The sequence below is a fragment of the Nocardioides sp. zg-DK7169 genome (assembly GCF_013155365.1).
GTDB lineage: Bacteria > Actinomycetota > Actinomycetes > Propionibacteriales > Nocardioidaceae > Nocardioides.
The window spans coordinates 1-21,735 of the sequence record NZ_JABJRA010000019.1; the positions used below are offsets into that span (position 1 = coordinate 1).

24 protein-coding genes and 1 riboswitch are annotated in these 21,735 nt (G+C 73.3%); of the genes, 16 read left to right on the forward strand and 8 right to left on the reverse strand.

What is annotated here, in order from left to right:
* Window positions 1-102 precede the first annotated feature (102 nt).
* A riboswitch (FMN riboswitch) is annotated at window positions 103-233 on the forward strand.
* A gap of 83 nt (window positions 234-316) precedes the next feature.
* The 5 genes from ribD to ribH are packed head-to-tail and all read left to right on the forward strand — an operon-like array spanning window position 317 to window position 4,470.
* Window positions 317-1,369: a bifunctional diaminohydroxyphosphoribosylaminopyrimidine deaminase/5-amino-6-(5-phosphoribosylamino)uracil reductase RibD gene (gene ribD / locus HOQ23_RS20055; protein WP_253945736.1), complete on the forward strand. Its 1,053-nt coding sequence runs from the start codon at window positions 317-319 to the stop codon at window positions 1,367-1,369.
* Complete coding sequence (locus tag HOQ23_RS20060) at window positions 1,369-1,977, forward strand: riboflavin synthase (RefSeq protein ID WP_172217345.1); 609 nt, start codon at window positions 1,369-1,371, stop codon at window positions 1,975-1,977. Before ribD ends, HOQ23_RS20060 begins: the two co-directional genes overlap by 1 nt.
* The gene (locus HOQ23_RS20065) at window positions 1,977-2,663 is read left to right on the forward strand and encodes a nicotinamide mononucleotide transporter family protein (protein WP_172217347.1); all 687 of its coding nucleotides are present in this window, start codon (window positions 1,977-1,979) and stop codon (window positions 2,661-2,663) included. Before HOQ23_RS20060 ends, HOQ23_RS20065 begins: the two co-directional genes overlap by 1 nt.
* Window positions 2,660-3,985 (forward strand): bifunctional 3,4-dihydroxy-2-butanone-4-phosphate synthase/GTP cyclohydrolase II, encoded by a 1,326-nt coding sequence (locus tag HOQ23_RS20070; RefSeq protein WP_253945737.1) that lies wholly within the window; start codon window positions 2,660-2,662, stop codon window positions 3,983-3,985. The genes HOQ23_RS20065 and HOQ23_RS20070 overlap by 4 nt, the downstream gene beginning before the upstream one ends.
* A complete protein-coding gene (gene ribH / locus HOQ23_RS20075) occupies window positions 3,982-4,470 on the forward strand; it encodes a 6,7-dimethyl-8-ribityllumazine synthase (RefSeq protein ID WP_172217349.1) in 489 nt (162 codons plus the stop codon). Before HOQ23_RS20070 ends, ribH begins: the two co-directional genes overlap by 4 nt.
* Here the strand turns inward: ribH and HOQ23_RS20080 are convergent.
* From HOQ23_RS20080 to HOQ23_RS20095, 4 genes are all read right to left on the reverse strand, one after another.
* On the reverse strand, window positions 4,458-4,865 hold the full coding sequence (locus tag HOQ23_RS20080; protein ID WP_172217351.1) for a response regulator: 408 nt from the start codon (window positions 4,863-4,865) through the stop codon (window positions 4,458-4,460). The two genes, ribH and HOQ23_RS20080, sit on opposite strands and share 13 nt — an antisense overlap.
* A gap of 82 nt (window positions 4,866-4,947) precedes the next feature.
* Window positions 4,948-5,532 carry a hypothetical protein gene (locus tag HOQ23_RS20085; RefSeq protein WP_172217353.1) on the reverse strand — a complete coding sequence of 195 codons (585 nt, stop codon included), beginning with the start codon at window positions 5,530-5,532 and terminating at the stop codon, window positions 4,948-4,950.
* Window positions 5,522-6,058, reverse strand: coding sequence for a pyruvoyl-dependent arginine decarboxylase (locus HOQ23_RS20090; protein ID WP_216654485.1), 537 nt, complete (start codon window positions 6,056-6,058; stop codon window positions 5,522-5,524). Before HOQ23_RS20090 ends, HOQ23_RS20085 begins: the two co-directional genes overlap by 11 nt.
* The gene (locus HOQ23_RS20095; RefSeq protein ID WP_172217355.1) at window positions 6,055-8,568 is read right to left on the reverse strand and encodes a cell wall metabolism sensor histidine kinase WalK; all 2,514 of its coding nucleotides are present in this window, start codon (window positions 8,566-8,568) and stop codon (window positions 6,055-6,057) included. The genes HOQ23_RS20090 and HOQ23_RS20095 overlap by 4 nt, the downstream gene beginning before the upstream one ends.
* 122 nt (window positions 8,569-8,690) lie before the next feature.
* Between HOQ23_RS20095 and HOQ23_RS20100 the strand changes: the two genes are divergently transcribed.
* From HOQ23_RS20100 to HOQ23_RS20110, 3 genes are read left to right on the forward strand one after another with little or no spacing between them, the layout of a single operon-like run.
* Window positions 8,691-8,954, forward strand: a complete 264-nt coding sequence (locus tag HOQ23_RS20100) for a phosphoribosyl-ATP diphosphatase (RefSeq protein WP_153322989.1) — start codon at window positions 8,691-8,693, stop codon at window positions 8,952-8,954.
* Between the two features lie 58 nt (window positions 8,955-9,012).
* A complete protein-coding gene (gene hisG, locus HOQ23_RS20105) occupies window positions 9,013-9,855 on the forward strand; it encodes an ATP phosphoribosyltransferase (protein WP_172217406.1) in 843 nt (280 codons plus the stop codon).
* The gene (locus tag HOQ23_RS20110; RefSeq protein ID WP_172217357.1) at window positions 9,839-10,315 is read left to right on the forward strand and encodes a PH domain-containing protein; all 477 of its coding nucleotides are present in this window, start codon (window positions 9,839-9,841) and stop codon (window positions 10,313-10,315) included. Before hisG ends, HOQ23_RS20110 begins: the two co-directional genes overlap by 17 nt.
* Before the next feature lie 15 nt (window positions 10,316-10,330).
* On the opposite strand, the gene HOQ23_RS20115 is transcribed toward HOQ23_RS20110, so the two are convergent.
* The 4 genes from HOQ23_RS20115 to HOQ23_RS20130 are packed head-to-tail and all read right to left on the reverse strand — an operon-like array spanning window position 10,331 to window position 13,583.
* Window positions 10,331-11,254, reverse strand: a complete 924-nt coding sequence (locus tag HOQ23_RS20115; protein ID WP_172217359.1) for an aldose 1-epimerase family protein — start codon at window positions 11,252-11,254, stop codon at window positions 10,331-10,333.
* A gap of 34 nt (window positions 11,255-11,288) precedes the next feature.
* The gene (locus tag HOQ23_RS20120) at window positions 11,289-11,885 is read right to left on the reverse strand and encodes a 4-amino-4-deoxy-L-arabinose transferase (RefSeq protein ID WP_367650599.1); all 597 of its coding nucleotides are present in this window, start codon (window positions 11,883-11,885) and stop codon (window positions 11,289-11,291) included.
* On the reverse strand, window positions 11,863-13,122 hold the full coding sequence (locus HOQ23_RS20125; RefSeq protein ID WP_172217361.1) for an amino acid deaminase/aldolase: 1,260 nt from the start codon (window positions 13,120-13,122) through the stop codon (window positions 11,863-11,865). The genes HOQ23_RS20120 and HOQ23_RS20125 overlap by 23 nt, the downstream gene beginning before the upstream one ends.
* A complete protein-coding gene (locus HOQ23_RS20130; protein ID WP_172217363.1) occupies window positions 13,122-13,583 on the reverse strand; it encodes a cellulose synthase in 462 nt (153 codons plus the stop codon). The genes HOQ23_RS20125 and HOQ23_RS20130 overlap by 1 nt, the downstream gene beginning before the upstream one ends.
* An 80-nt stretch (window positions 13,584-13,663) precedes the next feature.
* Here HOQ23_RS20130 and HOQ23_RS20135 point away from each other — a divergent pair, with 80 nt between their 5' ends.
* From HOQ23_RS20135 to pheT, 8 genes are all read left to right on the forward strand, one after another.
* Window positions 13,664-14,239 carry an SseB family protein gene (locus HOQ23_RS20135; protein ID WP_172217365.1) on the forward strand — a complete coding sequence of 192 codons (576 nt, stop codon included), beginning with the start codon at window positions 13,664-13,666 and terminating at the stop codon, window positions 14,237-14,239.
* 300 nt (window positions 14,240-14,539) lie between these two features.
* Complete coding sequence (infC, locus tag HOQ23_RS20140) at window positions 14,540-15,277, forward strand: translation initiation factor IF-3 (RefSeq protein ID WP_172217367.1); 738 nt, start codon at window positions 14,540-14,542, stop codon at window positions 15,275-15,277.
* Between the two features lie 84 nt (window positions 15,278-15,361).
* Window positions 15,362-15,556: a 50S ribosomal protein L35 gene (gene rpmI, locus HOQ23_RS20145; protein ID WP_028471567.1), complete on the forward strand. Its 195-nt coding sequence runs from the start codon at window positions 15,362-15,364 to the stop codon at window positions 15,554-15,556.
* A 75-nt stretch (window positions 15,557-15,631) separates the two neighbouring features.
* Complete coding sequence (gene rplT, locus HOQ23_RS20150) at window positions 15,632-16,024, forward strand: 50S ribosomal protein L20 (RefSeq protein ID WP_166139911.1); 393 nt, start codon at window positions 15,632-15,634, stop codon at window positions 16,022-16,024.
* Between the two features lie 80 nt (window positions 16,025-16,104).
* Entirely contained in the window at window positions 16,105-16,833 is a 729-nt protein-coding gene (locus tag HOQ23_RS20155; protein WP_253945739.1) for an RNA methyltransferase, read from the forward strand.
* Window positions 16,834-16,871: 38 nt separating this feature from the next.
* Window positions 16,872-17,933, forward strand: coding sequence for an ATP-binding protein (locus HOQ23_RS20160; RefSeq protein WP_172217369.1), 1,062 nt, complete (start codon window positions 16,872-16,874; stop codon window positions 17,931-17,933).
* Between the two features lie 109 nt (window positions 17,934-18,042).
* Complete coding sequence (gene pheS / locus HOQ23_RS20165; protein ID WP_172217371.1) at window positions 18,043-19,149, forward strand: phenylalanine--tRNA ligase subunit alpha; 1,107 nt, start codon at window positions 18,043-18,045, stop codon at window positions 19,147-19,149.
* Window positions 19,149-21,644 carry a phenylalanine--tRNA ligase subunit beta gene (gene pheT / locus HOQ23_RS20170; protein ID WP_172217373.1) on the forward strand — a complete coding sequence of 832 codons (2,496 nt, stop codon included), beginning with the start codon at window positions 19,149-19,151 and terminating at the stop codon, window positions 21,642-21,644. Before pheS ends, pheT begins: the two co-directional genes overlap by 1 nt.
* Window positions 21,645-21,735: the final 91 nt, after the last annotated feature.

Sequence of the window (21,735 nt, forward strand, 5' to 3'; positions counted from 1 at the left end):
CCCCCCCGGGACCCGTGCACCGAGCCACGAAATTCCGCGTGTCGGAACCCACGTAGCGCTCCCGCGCGGCTGTGGCAGACTTTGCGCTGACGAGTTCACAACTCGCGTGCTCTGGGGTCGGTGCAATTCCGAGCCGGCGGTGAAAGTCCGCGACCCGGTCACATCCAGTGACCGGCTGACCAGGTGTAACTCCTGGACCGACGGTTAAAGTCCGGATGGGAAGACGCACGCAGGTGACCCCGCCCGTCCCTCGCGGACGAGCCCGGGGCGCCCTGTCCGGCCCCGGAGTCCGCGACCGGACGACAAGGGCCCACCGATGACGTTCTCCGCCGCCGAGCGCGACGCGATGCTGCGCGCCCTCGAGCTGGCCGGGACCCCGGGGGTCCCGCTGGGGCCCAACCCGCGCGTCGGCTGCGTCCTGCTGGCCGACGACGGAAGCGTCGTGGCCGAGGGCCACCACCGCGGGGCCGGTACGCCCCACGCCGAGGCCAACGCCCTCTCACGGGCCGGCGCCGCCGCGCGCGGCACCACCGCGGTCGTCACCCTGGAGCCCTGCAACCACACCGGCCGGACCGGGCCGTGCGCCCGGGCGCTGGTCGAGGCCGGCGTACGCCGGGTGGTGTACGCCCAGGCCGACCCCAACGCGGTCGCGGCCGGCGGGGCGCAGACCCTGCGCGCGGCCGGCGTCGAGGTCGAGGGCGGCCTGCTCGCGGAGGACGCCCAGGAGCTCAACCGGGTGTGGAGCTTCGCGATGGTGCACGGGCGCCCGTTCGTGACCTGGAAGTTCGCCGCCACCCTCGACGGCCGCAGCGCCGCCGCCGACGGCACCAGCCGCTGGGTCAGCTCGAGCGCCGCGCGCCGCGACACCCACCGGCTGCGCGCCCTGTGCGACACGATGCTCGTCGGCACCGGGACCATCGCTGCCGACGACCCGCTGCTCACGGTGCGCGACGACGACGGCGTCGCGCTGCCGCACCAGCCGCTGCGCGCGGTGATGGGGGAGCGCGAGCTCGACCCGGGCCACCGGGTCTTCAACGCCGACGCCGAGACCCTCCGGCTGCGCACCCGCGACCCGCACACCGCGCTCGCCGCGCTCGCGGCCCGCGACCGCCAGCACGTGTTCCTCGAGGGCGGACCGACCCTCGCCGCCGCCTTCCTGCGGGCCGGCCTCGTCGACGAGATCGTCGCCTACGTCGCCCCTCTGCTCCTGGGCGCGGGCACGAACGCCGTCGCGGACCTGGGCATCACCACCATCTCCGCCGCCCTGCGGCCCACCGTCACCGACGTGACGGTGCTGCCCGCCGAGGGCGCGGACCAGCCGAACGTGCGTCTCACGATGCACTGCGCACCAGCCGAACAGGAGTCCTGATGTTCACCGGAATCGTCGAAGAGCTCGGCACCGTCGAGGCGGTCCAGGACCAGGGTGACGCCATCAGGCTCACCATCCGCGCCGCCACCGTGCTGGAGGACACCGGGCTCGGTGACTCCATCGCCGTGAACGGCTGCTGCCTCACGGTCGCGGAGCGCACCGAGGACACCTGGGTCGCCGACGTCATGCAGGAGACCCTCGACAAGACCGCGCTGCAGGGCGTCGCGCCCGGCGACCGGGTCAACCTCGAGCGTGCCGTCACCGTCGAGAAGCGCCTCGGTGGGCACATCGTCCAGGGCCACGTCGACGGGGTGGGCACGATCCTGTCCCGCACGCCGAGCGAGCACTGGGAGCTGGTGGAGGTCTCGGTCCCCGCCGCGCTGACCCGCTACGTCGTGGACAAGGGCTCGATCACGATCGACGGGGTCAGCCTCACCGTCGTGACCGTCGGCGAGGACCGCCTCACCGTCAGCCTGATCCCCGAGACCCTCGCGCGCACCGTCCTGGGCACCAAGCCGGTCGGTGCCCTGGTCAACCTCGAGGCCGACGTCATCGCCAAGCACGTCGAGAAGCTGCTCGCCGGCCACCTGCCCGCCCAGGAGGGCTGATGCTCGACTGGCTCCTCACCGGGGAGATCGCGGTGGCCGGCGGCTACCTGTCGGTCCCCGAGGTGGTCGGCAACGTCTTCGGCCTCGGCAGCGCCCTGCTCGGCATGCGCCGCCTGGTCTGGGCGTGGCCGGTCGGGCTGCTCGGCAACGTCCTGCTCTTCACCGTCTTCGTCAGCGGCTCGCTCAGCAACGCCGTCGCCGAGCCGCTGTGGGGCCAGGCCGGCCGCCAGGTCGTGTTCGCGGCGATGTCGCTGTTCGGCTGGTGGTGCTGGACCCGCTCCCGCGGCGACGGCGGCCTCGCGGTCGTGCCGCGCTGGGCCAGCCGACGCGAGCGCCTGCTCCTCGCCGGCGTGGCCGTCCTCGGCTACGCCACGGCGTACGTCGTGCTGCGCGAGCTCGGCTCGTGGGGCCCGGCGACCGAGGCCTGGATCCTCACCGGGTCGTTGCTCGCGACCTGGGGGATGGCCCGCGGCTGGGTGGAGTTCTGGCTGATCTGGGTGGCCGTCGACGTCGTCGGCGTGACGTCCCTGATCCGGGCCGGCTACTACCCCACGGCCGGCATGTACCTCTTCTACGGCGCCTTCTGCGTCGCCGGCTTCCTCAGCTGGTGGCGCATCGAGCGCACCTCTCGCACCACCCCGGTCGCACCCCTCGCCGACCGCGTCCCCGAAGGAGTCATCACATGAGCATCCCGTCCGAGCGCCCGCAGCACGGCGGTGTCCGCCTCGACCCGGTCGAGCGGGCCGTCGCCGACATCGCCGCCGGCAAGGCGGTCGTGGTCGTCGACGACGAGGGCCGCGAGAACGAGGGCGACATCATCTTCGCCGCGAGCAAGGCCACCCCGGAGCTGATGGCCTTCACGATCCGCCACTCCAGCGGCGTGATCTGCGTGCCGATGCCCGGCGACATGCTCGACCGCCTCGAGATCCCGCTGATGACGCCGCACAACAAGGACAAGCTGCGCACCGCGTACACGATCTCGGTGGACGCCCGCGACGGCGTGAGCACCGGCATCTCCGCGGCCGACCGCGCCCACACCGCCCGGGTGCTGGCCGACTCCGCCACCGAGCCGTGGGACATCACCCGCCCCGGGCACGTCTTCCCGCTGCGCTACCGCGAGGGCGGCGTGCTGGTGCGCCGCGGCCACACCGAGGCCGCGGTCGACCTGGCGATGCTCGCCGGGCTGACCCCCGCTGGCGTGCTGGTCGAGGTGGTCAACGACGACGGCACGATGAAGCGGGCGCCCGAGCTGCGCGAGTTCGCCGACGAGCACGGGCTGGCGATGATCTCCATCGACGACCTGGTGAAGTACCGCCGCCGCCACGAGAACCACGTGGAGCGGGTCGCCGAGACCCGGCTGCCCACCCGCCACGGCGACTTCACGGCGTACGGCTACCGGATCACCGTCGACGGCTCCGAGCACGTCGCCCTGGTGCACGGCGACGTCTCCGGCCCCGAGCCGGTCCTGACCCGGGTGCACTCCGAGTGCCTGACCGGCGACGTGTTCGGCAGCCACCGCTGCGACTGCGGGCCGCAGCTGGAGGAGGCCATGGAGCGGGTGGTGGCCGAGGGGCGCGGCATCATCGTCTACCTGCGCGGCCACGAGGGCCGGGGGATCGGCCTGGTGGCCAAGCTGCAGGCCTACCAGCTCCAGGACGGCGGCCGCGACACCGTGGACGCCAACCTCGACCTGGGGCTGCCCGCCGACGCGCGCCACTACGGCACCGCGACCCAGGTCCTCAAGGACCTCGGCGTCTCCACGGTGCGGCTGCTGACCAACAACCCCGGCAAGGTCGGCGACCTGGAGGAGTACGGGATCGCCGTGGCCGAGCGGGTACCGCTCACCCCGCACCCGAACGACCACAACCTGGCCTACCTGCTGGCCAAGCGGGACCGGATGGGCCACCTGCTGCCCGACCTGGCCCGCCACGACGAGGCTGCGGCCGTCCGCGCGGCAGTCCCGCTGACCCACGAAGAACCGTCCGACCTGAACGGAGGACCGCGATGAGCGGAGCCGGAGCACCCACCCAGCCAGTCGTCGACTGCCACGACCTGCGAGTCGCGGTGGTGGCCGCGACCTGGCACGACCAGGTCATGGAGGGGCTGCTCGCGGGCGCGGAGCGCGCCTTCGCGGACTACCGCGTCGAGGCGCCGGTCGTGGTCCGGGTGCCCGGCACGTTCGAGCTCCCGGTCGTGGCCTCGGCGCTGGCCGCCCAGGGCCACGACGCCGTGATCGCCCTCGGGGTGGTCATCCGCGGCGGCACGCCGCACTTCGAGTACGTCTGCAGCGCCGCCACCGACGGGCTGACCCGGGTGGCCCTCGACCACACCGTGGCCGTCGGCTTCGGCGTGCTCACCTGCGACGACGACCTGCAGGCCCTCGACCGCGCCGGCCTGGCGGGGTCGCGCGAGGACAAGGGCTACGAGGCCACCGCGGCCGCGCTGCTCACCGCCCAGACCCTCAAGCGGGTCAAGCGGGGCTACGACGCCTGAGGGCTCCAGCCCAGCATCGCGGCGACGTCGCCGGCGAGGGTCATCGGGTCGAAGGGCTTCGAGATCACGCCGGCGACGTCGAGGCGGTCCCACACCTGGTGGTCACCGGTCTGCACCTTGGCAGTCAGCAGGACCACGGGAAGGTCACGCGTCGCCGGGCGCTCGCGCAGGTGCGCGAAGGTCGTCGGGCCGTCCATCTCCGGCATCATCACGTCGAGCAGCACCGCGTCGAAGTCGCGCTCCTCGGCCAGGTCCAGCGCCTCGCGCCCGCCGGACGCGATCGTGACCTGCCAGCCGCCGACGACCTCCAGGGCGATGCGGGTGATCTCGCGGATCGAGTCGTCGTCGTCGACGACGAGCACACAGGGAACGCCCTGCGGCGCACCACGCGTCATGATGGCCGTGTCCTCCTCGGGGAGCCGGTCGGTCCGGCCGAGCCATCCTAGCCAGTGCGCCGGGCCCCGAGGCCCGGGCGTGTCAGCGTGAGAGGTCCTGGCCCGCACTCCCGCCTCCGGCGCAGACCGCGGCGAAGTAGGTCTGGCGGTCGATCGGGTGCACGTCGAGCTCGGTGCGGCTGGCCAGCATCTGCGAGATGGCCGGGCCCAGGCCGAGGACCTCGTCGTTGTAGTGGCACATGTCCCACGCGCAGACGGCCCGCTCGGAGATGATCAGGTCGGTCAGCACCGAGATCATCGAGGCGAAGACGTGCTGCTGGCGGCGGGCGTGGCGCACCAGGGTGAACCCCAGGTAGTAGACCGCGTTGCGCTCGGTCTGCTCGGGGTAGTGGTGGGCGAAGTACGCCGGGCTGATCCACGGCACCGTGGCGAGGTCGCGGGTCAGGGTGGTCATCCCGATCACCTGGTCGTCGGCGTCGACGGCGAGGTACTTCATCACCCGCGGGTCGTGCATCTCCTCGAGGAACTCCTCCTCGTGGAGCACCTGACGGGCCGCGGCGCGGATCTCCAGCTCGCCGAAGGTCTCGCGGTAGAGCTCGTAGTAGCGCGCCGAGGTCTCCTCGTCGACGTCGGTCGCGACGGTGATCCGGAGTGCGTCAGCGGACATCGGTGCTCCAGGGGATGGTGGTGTACGCCGCGACGGTGAGGGCGGCGGTCGGACGGTCGACGTAGGTCGCCGAGGTGGTCAGGCTCTGCACGGGGCCGTAGCCGCCGCCGCGGTTCTCGACCATGTCGCCCAGGGTGGCGTGGATCAGGTGCTCGAGCTCGGCCTCCGAGGTCGCGACGTGCTCGACGAACAGGCCCGCGCCGGTCGCGTCGTCGACGACCCAGCCGATGCCGGCCCACGCCTCCTGGCCGGGCGCCTCGGCGTACGCAGCGGCGAGCACGCAGAACAGCCGGTCGCCGTGGCCGCCGCCGATCGGCTCCGCGGCGACGTCCTCGATCTCGCGGATGCGGCTGCCCGGGGGGATGACCGAGGAGAGGACGATCAGGTTGCGGTCGGCGATGCCGGCGCCGAGCAGGGCGTGGTCGAACGCGGCCAGGCGGGTGCGGCCGAGGCCGACCGCCTTGCGCAGCGTGATGTCCACCCCGCCGGTGCTCGGGATGTAGGCCACCGGGTGGGCAGTGCTCAAGGGGACTCTCCGTTCGTGGGTCGGGTCGCGGCCGCCAGGGCCAGGATGGTGCCGAGCAGCTCGGGCGTGGTGGGGTCGGTGCCGGCCCGCCGGTAGGCCACGACCGGGCCGCTGCGGTGTCGGGGGGCGGACGGTGCGTCGTCGAGCGCGACCAGGCCCGCGTCGCCGCGGGCCGTGCCGCCGGCGCTCGAGAGGGCGGCCCCGACCGTCTCCAGGAGGCGGTCGTGGTCGGTGTCGTCGACGGGGTCGAGGAGCACGGTGAGTGGCGCGGGCGCCGCGGCGCCGGGGGCGCTGCCCTCCACGACGGCGGTGTGCCCGCTGTGCTCGAGCCGGGTGCGGATCTCCTCGGCGGTGGCGGGGTCGCCGCCGAGAAGGGAGATCGTGGCCGGACCGGCGCTCGCGCGGGTGACGTGGGGGGTCGGCAGGGTGAAGGAGACGGTGGTGCCGACGCCGACGGTGCTCTCCGCCCAGATCCGGCCTCCGTGGCGCTCGATGATGCCGCGGCTGATGGTCAGGCCCAGCCCGGTGCCGCCCTTCTCCCGGGCGTCGGTGGAGTCGACCTGCTGGAAGCGCTCGAACACGGCGTGGAGCCGGTCCTGGGGGATGCCGCGGCCGCTGTCGACCACCTGGAAGGTGACCTCGTCGGGCCCGGGCTCGGCGCACAACGTGACCCGGGCACCGGGGTCGGAGAACTTCACGGCGTTGCCGATCAGGTTGGTCAGCGCCTGCGCGACCCGGTCGCGGTCGGCGACCACGCGCCCGGAGGCGGGGCCGACCTCGATGCTCACGCCGACGTCCTGGGCCATCGCCGCGAGCTCGACCGCGGAGGTGGTGATCAGGTCGACCGCGTCGTGGGTGGACAGGTCGAGGGGCACGTTCTCGGACTCGATGCGCTCCAGGTCGAGGATGTCGTTGATCAGCCGGGTCAGCCGCTCGGTGCTCTCCAGCGCGACGTTGGCCATCGACTGGGCGGCAGGCTCCAGGGGGCCGAGCGCCCCGCCGGCGAGCAGGCCGAGGGAGCCGCGGATCGAGGTCAGCGGGGTGCGCAGCTCGTGGCTGACCACCGAGACGAACTCGTTCTTCATCCGGTCGACCTCGCGGCGCTGGGTCATGTCGCGGAAGACGACCACGGCGCCGCGGACCACCTCGTCGTCCTCGCGGTCCTCGTCGCCGTCGACCAGCGGGCTCGCGGTGATCTCGACGGGGAAGGTGTGGCCGTCGGCGCGCACGTACGTGTCGCTCTCGGCCAGCGTCACCTTGCGCTCGCGGATCGCCTCCGCGATGTAGCAGCCGCTCCACGGGTACGGCGCGCCGTCGACGGTGGGCGCGTGGAACAGCTGGTGGGCGTCGCGGCCGAGCAGGTCGTCGGGCCGGTAGCCCAGCGCGCGGGCGCCGGAGGGGTTGAGGAAGGTGAGGGCGCCGTGCTCGTCGACGCCGTAGATGCCGTCGCCCACGGAGGAGACCAGCACCTGGTTCTGACGGGCCATCCGGCGCAGGTCCGCGGTCTGCTCGCGCACCTGGCGCTCGAGCCCGCGCCGCAGCCGGGAGTTGTCGAAGGTGAGCATCGCCTGGCGCGCGCCGACCGCGAGGATCAGGACGCACCACAGCATCCCCTGCACCTTGCCGAAGCGGTGCTCGAGCGGGAGCACGACCTGCACGACCCCGGCGAGCAGCACCACGACGTACACGATCAGCACGTCGCGGGCGTCGGAGACGTCGGGGGCGGTCGCCCGTCGGGTCTCTCGGCGGGGGTACCAGGCCGCGAGGCCGATCAGCAGGTAGCCGGCGATCCAGCCGAGGTCCAGCAGGCTGCCGAACTCGAAGTCCTCCTCGACGGTGAGCACGGCGAAGGCCAGGTCGGACATCGTGTACATCACGAAGCCGGCGGCGATCAGGCCGAACTGGCGGCGGTCCGCCGGGCTGCTGCGCAGGAAGAGCAGCAGCGCGACGGTCGCGAGCAGCAGGTCGAGGGCGGGGATGACCAGGGTCATCACCCCGATGGCGGCGGGGCCCTCGGAGGTGCCCAGGATCCGTTCGTAGACGGTGATCGAGGCGATCACCAGCATGCCGCTGGTGATCACGATGCCGTCGAGGACCAGCAGGGACTTGTCGATCCCGCGGCGCCGCGGGGTCGGGAAGCTCAGCAGGGCGGCGGTGGAGAGGACCAGCGCGGTCGAGATGGTGATGTCGCTGACCGTGCGCGCGGACACGAACGCGGTCGAGCCGACGAACGCGGCCCACAGGTTGCCCACCATGGCCGCGAGCCCGGCTCCCGCGATGAGCACCCACGAGCGCCGTCGGCGCCCGCTGGTGCCGCGGATGCGCGGCAGGAAGGAGACGGTGCCGACCAGGGCGGAGGTGATCAGGCCGGTCGCGCTGGCGGCGCTACGCACCCCCTCGGGCATGGCCGGGCTGAGCAGGATCGCGAAGACCAGCGCCAGCAGCGAGGCGACCACCACTGCCGCGTGGAAACGGCGCTGCTCATCGCCGAGCGCCGCCCCGTTGCCCATGGGCGAGAAGGTATCAGTCGATTCCTCCGTCGTGGCGATCCGTGCGTCCGACAGGCGCCACCCTGTCCAGTCCTGCATCCCGCTGGTGCTCGCGGGGCGGGGACCACCTAGTCTGGTTGCCCGTGAAGACGTTCGACGAGCTCTGGTCCGAGCTGTCCGAGAAGGCCCGGACCCGCCCTGCAGGATCCGGCACCGTGGCACAGCTCGACGCCGGGGTCCATGCGATCGGCAAGAAGCTGGTGGAGGAGGCCGCCGAGTCCTGGATGGCGGCCGAGCACGAGGGCAAGGAGCGGGCGGCCGAGGAGATCAGCCAGCTGCTCTACCACGCCCAGGTGCTCATGCTCGCCAGCGGCCTCGAGCTCGACGACGTCTACACCCACCTGTAGAGGAACCCCCGTGTCCCAGCCAGTCCCCGCCTCCGCGGCCACGTCCGCGACGGCGCCCCTGCTCCGTGTCGCGGTGCCCAACAAGGGCTCGCTCTCGCAGTCCGCGCAGGAGATCCTGCGCGAGGCCGGCTACCGCCAGCGCGTCGACTCCAAGCAGCTCGCGCTCACCGACGTCGAGAACGGCGTCGAGTTCTTCTACCTGCGCCCCCGCGACATCGCGCTGTACGTCGGCAAGGGCACCCTCGACGTCGGCATCACCGGCCGCGACCTGCTCCAGGACTCCGGCGCCGAGGCCGACGAGGTGCTGCCGCTCGGGTTCGGGCGCAGCCGGTTCCGCTTCGCCGGGCCGCGCGGTGCCTTCTCCTCCGTGGCCGACCTCGAGGGCGCGCGCATCGCCACGTCGTACGACGGGGTCGTGCGGGCGTTCCTGGACCAGCGCGGCATCAAGGCCGACGTGGTCCGCCTCGACGGCGCCGTGGAGACCAGCATCCAGCTCGGGGTCGCCGACGCGATCGCCGATGTCGTGGAGACCGGCAGCACCCTGCGCCAGGCCGGCCTGGAGGTCTTCGGCGACACGATCCTGGAGTCCGAGGCGGTCGTCATCACGCGTGGTGGCGACGTCCCGACGGGCTACGAGACCTTCAAGCGCCGCATCGACGGCGTCCTGGTCGCGCGCAGCTACGTGATGATGGACTACGACATCGACCGCGACCGGGTCCAGGCCGCGGTGGCGCTCACCCCGGGGATCGAGAGCCCGACGGTCTCCCCGCTGCACCGCGAGGGCTGGGTGGCCGTGCGGGCGATGGTGCCCCGCGCCGGTTCGCAGCGGCTGATGGACCAGCTCTGGGAGCTCGGGGCCCGTGGGATCCTGCTGACGGAGATCAATGCCTGCCGACTCTGAGGCCGCTCGCCTTCCCGACCTCCCGCGCACCTGGCGCCCGCTGGGCCCCCGGCTCGCGGGCATCCTGTTCGGGTCCGCGCTGGTGATCGTCTGCCTGGTCACCTGGTTCACCTTCGACGCGGAGACCCGGGCGAAGTTCACGGTCTTCCAGATCTCGACCATCCTCTTCCTCGCCGCGCTGGCCGCGGCGGCGATGAACGCACTCGTGCGCTCGCGCGTCGTCGGCACCCGCGACGGGTTGGTCGTCATCAACGGCTACAAGCGCCGCCAGCTGGAGTGGACCGAGGTGGTCGCGGTGCGGCTGCCCGCCGGCGCGCCCTGGGCGACCCTCGACCTGAGCGACGGCAGCACCATCTCGGCCATGGGCATCCAGGGCTCCGACGGCGCCAGGGCCCACCAGGCCGTGCGCGAGCTGCGGGCGCTGGCCGACCACTACTCGGACCCGACCGCCCGCGGCTGACCCGGGCCGGCCCGCTCAATCGAGCGCGCGGATGCCCCAGGCCACGCTGAGCTCGTCGTCCGCGCTGCCGGCCGGACCCAGCTCGACCAGGTCGACGCCGCTGTTGAACGCGTCCGCGGGCGCGGTCATCGGCTCGACCGCGATCGAGCGGCGGGCGGTGGCCGGCACGTCGTCGGCGGTGTAGAGCTGCAGCCACGGGTGTCCGCCGTCGACCCACAGGGCCACCCCGAGGCCGCTGGCGGGGTCGCGCAGGACGGTCGTGGCGACCCCCTCGGAGTCGCGCTGGAGGTCGGTGAAGGCGTCGTTGAGCGCGAGGTCGCGCAGCGGCCGGGTGACCCGGAAGTCGAACGCGGTCCCCTCGACCGGCTCGCTGCCGCTCGGCAGCAGCCGGTCGTCGGTGAGCATGCGGGTCGCCGCCGGCAGGGTGAGCTCGAGGCGGTCCACGGGGCCGGGGCCGACGCAGAGGTAGGGGTGCGCCCCGCTGGCGTACGGCGCGGGCTCGTCGGACTGGTTGGTCGCGGTCTGGGTGACCGTGAGCCCGTCGGCGGAGAGGTCGTAGACGATGCGCAGGTCGACGGTCCACGGGTAGCCGCTCTGGGCCATCAGCCGGTGGGTCAGCGCCACCGAGCGCGAGGTGTGCTCCTCCAGCGTCCAGGCGACCCAGCGCGCCAGGCCGTGCGAGGCGTTCTGGCGCGACGGCTCGGTGAGCGCCAGCCGGTGCTCGCGCCCGCCGTGGGAGTAGCGGCCGTCGCGGATCCGGTTGGGCCACGGCATCAGGACCTGGCCGCGTCCGCCGCTGGCCATCTCCTCGACGGCGAAGCCGTCGACCAGGTCACGCCCTCCGTGGGTGAGGGAGCGCAGGGCAGCGCCGCCCTCGGTCACCACGGCGCGGTAGCCGCCGGCCGAGATCTCGAACTGGTCACCGCTGGGAGGAAGCACCTGCCCACCCTAGGTCGGCGTCCGCCGATCCGCCTCAGCCGCCCATCCGCCGGGAACCGTCGAGGACCAGGTCGGCGCGGGCCCGGGTCCCCTCGGCCTCGAAGAGCCGCTGCTCCGCCGGGACCCAGCGCTGCCGGTGCGGCTCGGACGCCGCGCCGTCGCGTGCCAGCCAGCGCTCGCGGCGCACGTCGGCGGGGGCGTCGACCCAGACCAACAGGCTGCGCACCGCGTCCAGCGCGCGGGTGCCGGACCCGACGCCCTCGATCACCAGCAGCGGGCCCGGCGCGACCTCGACGCGGTTCGCGAAGCACGCGGCGTACCAGTCGTAGCGGCGGTACGACGACGGCTCGTCGCGGGCCAGCGGGGCCACGAGCGCGGCGAGGGCGGCGGGCAGACCGGGGAGCCCGTCCCAGCCGTCGAGCAGGTCGTCGGTGTGCACGACGACGGCCGCGGGGGCCAGCGCCAGCAGCCCCGCGGCCAGGGTGCTCTTGCCGGACCCGGCGGGACCGTCGAGGCAGACCAGCCGCCCGGAGCCGAGCCGGGCGGGCCGGGAGCGGGCGAGGTCGAGCACGACGCGGGCCGGGTCGGCGGCCGCGCCGGGCCCGGGCTCAGAACGCGAGGCCGTGGCCACGGTAGGTGGGGGTCTGCTCGGCGATCCGGTCGCCGCGCAGCAGGTGGGCCAGGTTGGTGTGCTCGAAGAGCTCGCCGGACTTCGCGTGGCGGAACCACACCAGGTCACCGATGGAGAGGTGGTCGGCGCCCGGGCCGCTCAGCGGGGTCTGGACCTCGCCGGCGCCCTCCAGCGGGAGCAGCTCGAGCCCGGCCGGGGCCCACGGGGTCGGCAGCCGGTCCGCGCCGATCGGGCCGGAGGCGACCAGCCCGCCGCCGTGCACGGTCACCAGGCCGGGACCGGGGCGCCGGGTGACCGGGAGGCCGTAGAAGGCTGCGGGGCGGGCCCGGAAGGACCGGTAGTGGTCGAAGAGGGTGGGGGCCAGCAGCCCGGAGCCGGCGGTGACCTCGGTGACGACCGGGTCCTGGGCGGAGGACTCCAGGGAGCCCGAGCCGCCGGCATTCCACAGCTCCAGCTCGCCGACCTCGGCGAGCGCCTCGGCCACCGCGCGACGCCGGGTGGCGAGCTGGGCGGTGGAGGCGGTCTTGATGCCCCGCACCACCACGGAGCGCGCCCGTTGCGTCGGCACGGCGTCGGGCAGCCCGGCGACCTGGCCCTCGTAGGTCATCACCCCGACGAGGCGGAAGCCGGGACGCGCCTGCACGGTGCGGGCGAGCGCCAGCACCTGCTGGGGACGGTGGAGGGGGGAGCGCTTGGGGCCCACGTGGCCCGGACCGAGCCGCAGGCCGGCATCGACGTCGATCGCGACGCGGACGGGTACGGCGTGGGAGCTGCGGACCGAGTCGACGACGTCGAGGTGGTCGGGGGAGTCGACCATCAAGGTGATCCGGGCGGCGGCGGTGGGGGAGGCCACCAGCCGGGCCAGCGCGCCGCGGTCGACGCTGGGGTAGGCGACCAGCAGGTCGTCGCTGATCCCGCGCTCCTCCAGCCACAGCGCCTCGGCGAGGGTGTAGGCGAGCACGCCGTGGAAGCCCGGGCGTGCCAGCACCCGCTCCAGCAGGGCGGGGACGCGCACCGACTTGGAGGCGACCCTGATCGGGACGCCCCCGGCCCGGCGCACCAGGTCGTCGGCGTTGGCGTCGAAGGCGTCCAGGTCGACCACCACCAGCGGTGTGGCCAGCGGCTCGTCGTGCGCCGCCACGGCGGTGTCGAGCCGGCTCCAGAGCCGGTTGCGGGCGATCACCGACGACACGGCGCCGCGCGGCACGGCTGTGGGGCCGCTGCGCCCCGTGGACATCAGGAGATACCGCGCCTGCGCAGGAGCGCCTCGATCTCGTCGAGCTCCTTGTCGCCGGTGGTGCCCGTGGCCCCGGCGCCGCCCGCGGGGCTTGCGCCGCCCTTCGTCGTGCCGCCCGGCACCGCGCCGGCACGGCGGCCCGCGCCGGCGGCCGGCCGGGCTCCCGTGCGGGAGTCGATGAAGCGGGCCACGACGATCAGCGTGACCGCGAGGCCGGCGACGACCACGCCGGCCCACACCATCGGGCTGAAGACCAGGCGCACCGCCCAGTCGGAGATCGCATCGACGATGCGGGTGAACATCCGCAGGGTGTCGGTGAGGTAGGCCGCGAGCGGCAGCAGCGTGATGCCGGCGCCGCGCAGGCCGGCGGCCAGGCCCCGGCGCCGGAACGCGAACCAGGTCCAGATGCCGCCGAGCAGCGTCAGCGTGAGCGTGAGTGCTGTCCAGGTGACGTCGTCCACCCCTTCAGCCTCCCACAACGGGTGATGCCGGGCAGCCCCGTTCGCGAGTGGGGTGAGAGCCGGGTGAGAGACTGGGCGCCATGTCGGATCACGCTCACGGCCACGACGCCCAGCACGGGGCGCGCCAGCTGCTCGGTCCGGCGTTCCCCGACGACACCGGCGAGCAGGACCCCCGCCTCGCCGCAGCGCTGGCGGCGTACGCCGCGGGCACCGGTGAGCGGGTGGCGGTGCTGGCCGCGCTGGTCGGCACCCGGCTGCTGGTCCCGGTGGTCGCGGTCCTCGGCGACGTCGAGATCGGCGAGGACGGGCTCGCGCGCGAGAAGAGCAGCGACATGGCGGCGGTGCTGATGACCAGCCCCGACGGTCGCCGGGGACTGCTGGCCTTCACCGGCACCGAGCCCCTGCGCACCTGGAACCCTGAGGCCCGTCCGGTCCCGGTCACCGCCCAGGCGGCCGCCCAGTCGGCGATCCAGGAGGAGGCCGCGGCGCTGGTCATCGACATCGCCGGCCCGGTCCGCCTGGCCGTCGAGGGCAACGACCTGCGCGCGGTCGCGCACGGCTGGCGCCCGGCGGTCATCGACGGCGAGCCGGTGTGGCTGGCGCCCGCCCCCGAGGCCGACGAGGAGACGGGTGCGGCTCCCGAGGGCCGTCCCTAGCCGGATTGGCGCTGCCGGGGAATCCTCGGCTAAGGTCTGGTGTTGACCGATCAGTTCCCCGTGCTCGCACGACGGAACCGATCCGACAAGCGGAGTCGGCTCGTTCGTCTCCCACCCGCATCGACCGCCCTGTCCGCAGGGTCAGCAGCACAGGTCGTCGGGTCCGGTCCTGAGATGTGGTCCCACGCCAGACGTGACGACCCCGTCCCGGTGGTACGAATCCCTGGTGGGTGACGTGTCGAGACTGGCTTCCGCTTGTAGACAGCGGAAGCCTTTTGTCGTTTCCGGCCCTCATCACAGGTGAGTGGCCCGAAGGCGCGAGGACGTCCGGCCACAGCCCCATCAGGAGGACACATCAGCACCGAGCTTCGTATCAACGACCGGATCCGGGTTTCCGAGGTCCGCCTCGTTGGACCCAATGGCGAGACCGTCGGCATTGTGCCGACGGCTGACGCGCTGCGCCTCGCGCAGGAGGCCGACCTCGACCTGGTCGAGGTTGCTCCGACTGCGCGCCCCCCGGTCTGCAAGCTCATGGACTACGGGAAGTTCAAGTACGAGAACGCCCAGAAGGCTCGTGAGGCGCGTCGCAACCAGACGAACGTGATCATCAAGGAGATGAAGCTTCGTCCCAAGATCGACGCGCACGACTACGAGACGAAGAAGGGCCACGTGGTCCGCTTCCTCAAGGCCGGCGACAAGGTCAAGATCACGATCATGTTCCGTGGTCGCGAGCAGCACCGCCCCGAGCTGGGCTTCCGCCTGCTCCAGCGCCTCGCGGAGGACGTGGCCGACCTCGGCTTCGTGGAGTCCTCCCCGAAGCAGGACGGCCGCAACATGATCATGGTCCTCGGCCCGCACAAGAAGAAGGCCGACGCCAAGGTCGACGTGCAGGCGGCCAAGGACGCCAAGGCCTCCGAGCGTGCCGCCGACGTGGCAGCCGAGCGCGCCGAGCGCGACGCCGCCCACCTGGCCGGCCCGGTGGCGCAGAAGAAGGAGCGTGGCCGCTCCGAGAACCTCGATCCCGAGATCGAGGCCTGACACTCCCGCAGGTCGCACGCACACCCGGTCGAGTCCTCGACATCTCGACCGGGGCGTTCTGCAGCAACGAGAGAGAGACAACTGATGCCGAAGAACAAGAGCCACTCCGGTGCCGGCAAGCGCTTCCGCGTGACCGGCTCGGGCAAGATCCTTCGCGAGAAGGCCGGCAAGCGCCACAACCTCGAGAAGAAGGCCTCCAAGGTCACGCGTCGCCTCACCGGCACCGTCGAGGTCGCCAAGGCCGACGTGCCGCGCGCGAAGAAGCTGCTCGGTCGCTGACCCGACCTGCACCACCCCTGGTCGACGCAACCGACCTGAGCAACCCGAGACATTTGAGCACCAAGGAGTAAGACAGTGGCACGCGTCAAGCGGGCGGTAAACGCCCAGAAGAAGCGCCGTACGACCCTCGAGCGCGCCGCCGGCTACCGCGGCCAGCGCTCGCGCCTGTACCGCAAGGCCAAGGAGCAGGTCACCCACTCGCTGGTCTACAGCTACAACGACCGGCGCAAGAACAAGGGCAACTTCCGTCGCCTGTGGATCCAGCGCATCAACGCGGCCGCTCGTGCGCAGGGCATGACGTACAACCGCTTCATCCAGGGCCTCGGCCTGGCCGGTGTCGAGGTCGACCGCAAGGTCCTCGCCGACCTCGCCGTCAACGACATCGCCGCGTTCAACGCGCTGGTCGAGGTCGCCAAGGCGGCCCTGCCCGAGGACGTCAACGCCCCCAAGGCGGAGGCCTCGGCCTGAACACCCCGCTGAGCGCGGGCAACGCCCGCGTCAAGCTTGCACGCAAGCTCAGCCGCCGCTCGGAGCGATCCGAGCGGCGGCTGTTCCTTGCCGACGGCCCGAAGGCCGTCGAGGGCGCGCTCGGGGTCACCGGCTGCGTCACGGAGGTCTTCGCCACCGTCGCCGCCACCGAGCAGCACGCTGCCCTGGCCACCGCGGCCGAGGCGGCCGAGGTCCCCTGGACGCTGGTCGAGGACCGGGCGCTCGCCTCGCTGAGCGACTCGGTCACCCCGGCCGGCGTCGTGGCGGTCTGCCGCCACCTCGACCGTCCGCTCGCGCACCTGCTGGACCGCGCACCCCGGCTGGTCTCGATCTGCGCCGACGTGCGCGACCCCGGCAACGCGGGCAACGTCGTCCGCACCACCGACGCCGCCGGCGGCGACGCGGTGGTGCTGGCCGGCAGCTCGGTGGACCCGTACAACGCCAAGGCGGTCCGCGCGAGCGTCGGCAGCCTCTTCCACCTCCCGGTCGCGATCGAGCCGGACCCGGCCACCGCGGTCCGCGCGGCGCAGGCCGCGGGGCTCGTGGTCCTCGCCGCCGACGGCGCGGGCGAGGTGGAGCTCTTCGAGGCCGACGAGCTGCTCGCCGGGCCGACGGCGTGGCTGTTCGGCAACGAGGCGTGGGGCCTGCCCGACGAGCTCGCCGCCCTCGCCGACCACCGGGTGCGGATCCCGCTGCTCGGGGGCGCCGAGAGCCTCAACCTCGCCACCGCCGCGGCAGTCTGCCTCTACGCCTCCGCGCGCGCCCACCGCCCTGGCTCCACGCGCTGAGCCCCGCCCGCGGCCGGTCCGCACCGTAGGGTGGCGCGATGAGCGCACCGACCTCGGCCCAGGAGCTGGCGGACCTGCTGCCCGACGCGGTGCTGGTCGCCGGCCCGGACGCACGCGTGGAGCTGGTGTCGGCCTCCGCGGCCGCGATGCTCGGCACCGACCCGGCCACGGCCTGCGGGCGGCAGCTCTCCGAGGTGCTCGCGCTGCGCGACCAGCAGGGGAACCGCTGGTGTGAGTGCAACCGCCCCTACGACGGGCTGCCGATGCGCACCGGCGTGCCGGAGCAGTCCTGGTTGCTGCCCGACGGCACGGAGGTGCTGGTCACCGCCCGCATCCACCGCCCGTCGCTGCGCGAGCCGATCTCCCGGGTCGTGGTCAGCCTGCGCTCCGGGCGCGGCCGGGCGCGGCTGGACCGGGAGCGCTCGGACCTGGTCGCGACCGTCGCCCACGAGCTCCGCTCGCCGCTCACCGGGGTGAAGGGCTTCGTCCAGGCGCTGCTGAACCGCTGGGACAAGCTCAACGACGAGCAGAAGCGGCTGATGCTGACCACCGTCAGCGTCGACGCGGACCGGTTGGGCCGGCTGATCGCCGAGCTCCTCGACGTCGCCCGCATCGACACCGGGCGCCTGCAGCTGTACCGGCGCCCGTGCGACGCGGGGCTGCTCGCCCGGCGGGTCGTGGACTCGGTGGGCGTCGGCACGTCGCGCCACATCGAGCTCACCGTCGCCCCCGACCTGCCCCCGATCGGGGCCGACCCGGACAAGTTCGTCCAGGTCCTCACCAACCTCGTCGAGAACGGCGTGCACCACGGGTCGGGACTGGTCCGGGTCGTGCTGGCCGCCCAGCCGGGCGAGCCCGGCGGGGGAGTGCCCGGCGTGGTGATGAGCATCGAGGACGACGGCGACGGCATCCCGGCCGAGCTGCGCAGCCGGGCGTTCACGAAGTTCTGGCGCAACGGGCCCAGCGGCGGGTCCGGCCTGGGGCTCTACATCGTGCACGGACTGGTGCGCGCCCACGGCGGCACGGTCGAGATCGGCGACGCGGAGGGTGGGGGCGCGCGGGTCGTGGTCACCTGGCCGGGTCCGCTCGACCCGGGCTGAGCGGCGTACCGCAGTCCCGCGGGTGAACCGGTTCGCGCGCGTGCCGCGGGGGTTCCTAGACTTGCCGGGTTGCACGCGCCGCGTGCGCACCAGAGCTGGAAAGGCAGTCATGTCGGGACCGAACACCGATTACGACCCCGTCGAGGTCACCCCCTTGAAACCCGAGGAGGTCGAGGCCTCACGGGACGCGGCGATCGCCGCGATCGCGGCCGCGGGCGACCTCGACGAGCTCAAGCAGGTGCGCATCGACCACACCGGCGACCGCTCGCCGCTGGCGCTCGCGAACCGGGAGATCGGTGCGCTGCCGCCGCAGGCCCGCAAGGAGGCCGGCCAGCGCATCGGCCAGGCCCGCGGGGCCGTCAACAAGGCGCTCGCCGAGCGCCAGGGCGTGCTCGAGGCCGAGCACGAGGCCCGGATGCTGGTGGAGGAGACCGTCGACGTCACCCTGCCGACCGACCGTCGGCCCGCCGGCGCGCGGCACCCGCTGACGACCGGCGCGGAGCTGATCGCCGACATCTTCGTCTCGATGGGCTGGGAGGTCGCCGAGGGCCCGGTCATCGAGGCCGAGTGGCTCAACTTCGACGCCCTCAACCTGGGCCCGGACCACCCGGCGCGCACGATGCAGGACACCTTCTGGACCGCCCCGGCCGACAACGGCATCGTGCTGCGCACCCAGACCTCCCCGGTGCAGGCGCGCACCATGCTGACCCGCAAGCCCCCGATCTACGTCGTCTGCCCGGGGCGGGTCTTCCGCACCGACGAGTACGACGCCACGCACAGCCCGATGTTCCACCAGGTCGAGGGCCTCGCCATCGACGAGGGCATCACCATGGCCCACCTGCGCGGCACCCTGGACCACTTCGCCGCCGCGATGTTCGGCGAGGGCATCCGCACCCGGTTCCGCCCGTCGTACTTCCCCTTCACCGAGCCGTCGGCCGAGGTCGACCTGGTCTGCTTCGTGTGCCGCGGCACCGGTGAGCTCGACGGCGCCACCTGCCGCACCTGCCGCGGCGAGGCCTGGATCGAGTGGGGCGGCTGCGGCGTGGTCAACCCGCGCGTGCTCACCGCCTGCGGCGTGGACCCGGAGCGCTACACCGGGTTCGCGTTCGGCATGGGCATCGACCGCACCCTGATGGTGCGACACGGCATCGCGGACCTGCGCGCGCTCTTCGAGGGCGACGTCCGCTTCACCTCGGCTTTCGGTACGGAGATCTGATGAAGGCGGCAGCGTCCTGGATCAAGGAGTACGTCGACCTCCCGGCCGACGTCACCACCGAGCGGCTCACCGAGCGGCTCACCGACCTCGGGCTCAAGCTCGAGGCCATCGAGCGCGCGGGTGACGCGATCACCGGCCCGCTGGTGGTCGGACGGGTGCTCACCCAGGAGAAGGAGCCCCAGAAGAACGGCAAGGTCATCAACTGGTGCACCGTCGACGTCGGTGCCGCCAACGGGTCCGGCGAGCCGCAGGGCATCGTGTGCGGTGCCCACAACTTCGGCCCCGGCGACCTCGTGGTCGTCGTGCTGCCCGGAGCGGTGCTCCCGGGCGACTTCGCGATCTCCGCGCGCAAGACCTACGGCCACCTGTCGGCCGGCATGATCTGCTCCGCCACCGAGCTCGGCCTGGGCGAGGACCCGTTCGGCTCCGGCGAGGACGGCATCATCGTGCTGCCCGAGGGCCTGGCCGAGCCGGGGGAGAGCGCCTTCGGGCTGCTCGGCCTCGACGAGGAGGTCATCGAGTTCGAGATCAACCCCGACCGCGCCTACGCGCTGTCGCTGCGCGGCATCGCCCGCGAGGCCGCGCTGGCCTTCGACGCGCCGTTCCGCGATCCCGCGCTGCGCGACCTGCCCTCGAAGGCCCCGGCCGGCCACCCGGTCGAGATCGACGACCCCGAGGGCTGCCCGGTCTTCGTCGCCCGCACCGTCACCGGCTTCGATCCGACCGCGCCCACCCCCGGGTGGATGGCGCAGCGCCTGGTGCAGTCGGGCATGCGGCCGATCTCCCTGGCCGTCGACGTCACCAACTACGTGATGCTCGAGCTCGGCCGCCCGATCCACGGCTACGACCTGGACAAGCTCCAGGGCACCGTGCGGGTGCGCCGCGCCACGGAGGGCGAGAAGCTGCGGACCCTCGACGGCACCGACCGGGTGCTGAGCAGCGAGGACCTCGTCGTCACCGACGACTCGGGCATCATCGGCCTCGGCGGTGTCATGGGCGGCGAGACCACCGAGATGTCCGCGACCACCACCCGGGTGCTCATCGAGTCGGCCCACTGGGACGCACGCTCGATGTTCCGCACCGGCAAGCGCCACAAGATCTCCTCCGAGGCCGGCAAGCGCAACGAGCGTGGCGTGGACCCGACGATCTGCGAGGCCGCCGCCGACCGCGTCGTCGAGCTGCTCACGACGTACGGCGGGGCGACGGCGGAGCCGGGCGTCACCGTGGTCGGCCAGGCGCCGGCCCGTGCGCCGATCACCATGTCCTACGACCTGCCCGCGAAGGTGATGGGCGCCGACGTGCCGGCCGACGTCACGCTCGCGCACCTCGAGGCGGTCGGCTGCGACCTGGTCAAGGAGGACACGGTCGTCCTGGCCACCCCGGCGCCGTGGCGCCCGGACCTCAACGACCCCTTCGACCTGGTCGAGGAGGTGGCGCGCATCGTCGGCTACAACGAGGTGCCCTCGGTCCTGCCGACGCCGCCTGCCGGCCGCGGTCTGACCCGCGCGCAGCGGCTGCGCCGCCGGGTCGGACGCACCCTCGCCGGCGCCGGCTGCGTGGAGGTCGTCAGCTTCCCGTTCATCGGGGAGGCGACCTTCGACGCGCTCGGCCTCGACGCCGACGACCCGCTGCGCCGCACGGTGCACCTGGCCAACCCGATGTCCGCGGAGGAGCCGTCGTTCACCACGACGCTGCTGCCCGGGCTGATCAAGGCGGCCGCGCGCAACCTGGGACGCGGTGCCTCCGGGGTCGCGCTGTTCGAGACCGGCGCGGTGGCCTTCCCCTCCGAGCACGGTCCCGCACCGATCTACGGCGTCGAGGCGCGTCCGAGCGACGCCGAGCTGGAGACGCTGTTCGCGGCGCTGCCGCACCAGCCGAACCACCTCGGCGCGGTCCTCGCCGGTGAGCGCGAGCGCTCCGGATGGTGGGGCGGCGGCCGGCCGGTGGCCTGGGCCGACGCCGTGGAGCTGGTCCGCCGCCTCGCCGCGGAGCTCTCCGTCGACGTCGAGCTCACCAACACCGAGCGGGCGCCGTGGCACCCGGGTCGCTGCGCGCAGGTCAGCGTGGCCGGCCAGGTCATCGGCCACGCGGGCGAGCTGCACCCCAAGGTCTGCCAGGCCTTCGGGCTGCCGGCCCGCGCGGCAGCCGTGGAGATCGACCTCGACGCCCTCATCGCCGCGGCTCCGGCCACGGTCCGCGGCCCGGAGCTCTCCAGCTTCCCGGTCGCCAAGGAGGACGTCGCCCTGATCGTCGACGCCGACGTCCCCGCCGCCCAGGTGGAGGCCGCCCTGCGTGAGGGTGCGGGCGAGCTGCTGGAGTCGATCCGGCTCTTCGACGTCTACACCGGCGAGCAGGTCGGTGAGGGCCACAAGTCCCTCGCGTTCGCCCTGCGCTTCCGCGCACCCGACCGCACGCTGACCGACGAGGAGACCTCCTCGGCCCGCGACGCGGCCGTCGCCGCAGCCGCCGACCGCCTCGGCGCCACCCAGCGCTGATCGACCCATCGACAGACGGACGCCGCCCGACGAGGGCGGCGTCCGTCTGTCGTTTGCGGGTCCGGGAGGTCGAGCGGCGGCCGTTGGTCTG

Excerpts from the sequence above, each read along its gene's own strand:
- ribD (WP_253945736.1), top strand. The coding sequence starts at position 317 with ATGACGTTCTCCGCCGCCGAGCGCGACGCGATGCTGCGCGCCCTCGAG.
- HOQ23_RS20060 (WP_172217345.1), top strand. The coding sequence starts at position 1,369 with ATGTTCACCGGAATCGTCGAAGAGCTCGGCACCGTCGAGGCGGTCCAG.
- HOQ23_RS20065 (WP_172217347.1), top strand. The coding sequence starts at position 1,977 with ATGCTCGACTGGCTCCTCACCGGGGAGATCGCGGTGGCCGGCGGCTAC.
- HOQ23_RS20070 (WP_253945737.1), top strand. The coding sequence starts at position 2,660 with ATGAGCATCCCGTCCGAGCGCCCGCAGCACGGCGGTGTCCGCCTCGAC.
- ribH (WP_172217349.1), top strand. The coding sequence starts at position 3,982 with ATGAGCGGAGCCGGAGCACCCACCCAGCCAGTCGTCGACTGCCACGAC.
- HOQ23_RS20080 (WP_172217351.1), bottom strand. The coding sequence starts at position 4,865 with ATGACGCGTGGTGCGCCGCAGGGCGTTCCCTGTGTGCTCGTCGTCGAC.
- HOQ23_RS20085 (WP_172217353.1), bottom strand. The coding sequence starts at position 5,532 with ATGTCCGCTGACGCACTCCGGATCACCGTCGCGACCGACGTCGACGAG.
- HOQ23_RS20095 (WP_172217355.1), bottom strand. The coding sequence starts at position 8,568 with ATGGGCAACGGGGCGGCGCTCGGCGATGAGCAGCGCCGTTTCCACGCG.
- HOQ23_RS20110 (WP_172217357.1), top strand. The coding sequence starts at position 9,839 with ATGCCTGCCGACTCTGAGGCCGCTCGCCTTCCCGACCTCCCGCGCACC.
- HOQ23_RS20125 (WP_172217361.1), bottom strand. The coding sequence starts at position 13,122 with ATGTCCACGGGGCGCAGCGGCCCCACAGCCGTGCCGCGCGGCGCCGTG.
- HOQ23_RS20135 (WP_172217365.1), top strand. The coding sequence starts at position 13,664 with ATGTCGGATCACGCTCACGGCCACGACGCCCAGCACGGGGCGCGCCAG.
- rpmI (WP_028471567.1), top strand. The coding sequence starts at position 15,362 with ATGCCGAAGAACAAGAGCCACTCCGGTGCCGGCAAGCGCTTCCGCGTG.
- HOQ23_RS20160 (WP_172217369.1), top strand. The coding sequence starts at position 16,872 with ATGAGCGCACCGACCTCGGCCCAGGAGCTGGCGGACCTGCTGCCCGAC.
- pheS (WP_172217371.1), top strand. The coding sequence starts at position 18,043 with ATGTCGGGACCGAACACCGATTACGACCCCGTCGAGGTCACCCCCTTG.
- pheT (WP_172217373.1), top strand. The coding sequence starts at position 19,149 with ATGAAGGCGGCAGCGTCCTGGATCAAGGAGTACGTCGACCTCCCGGCC.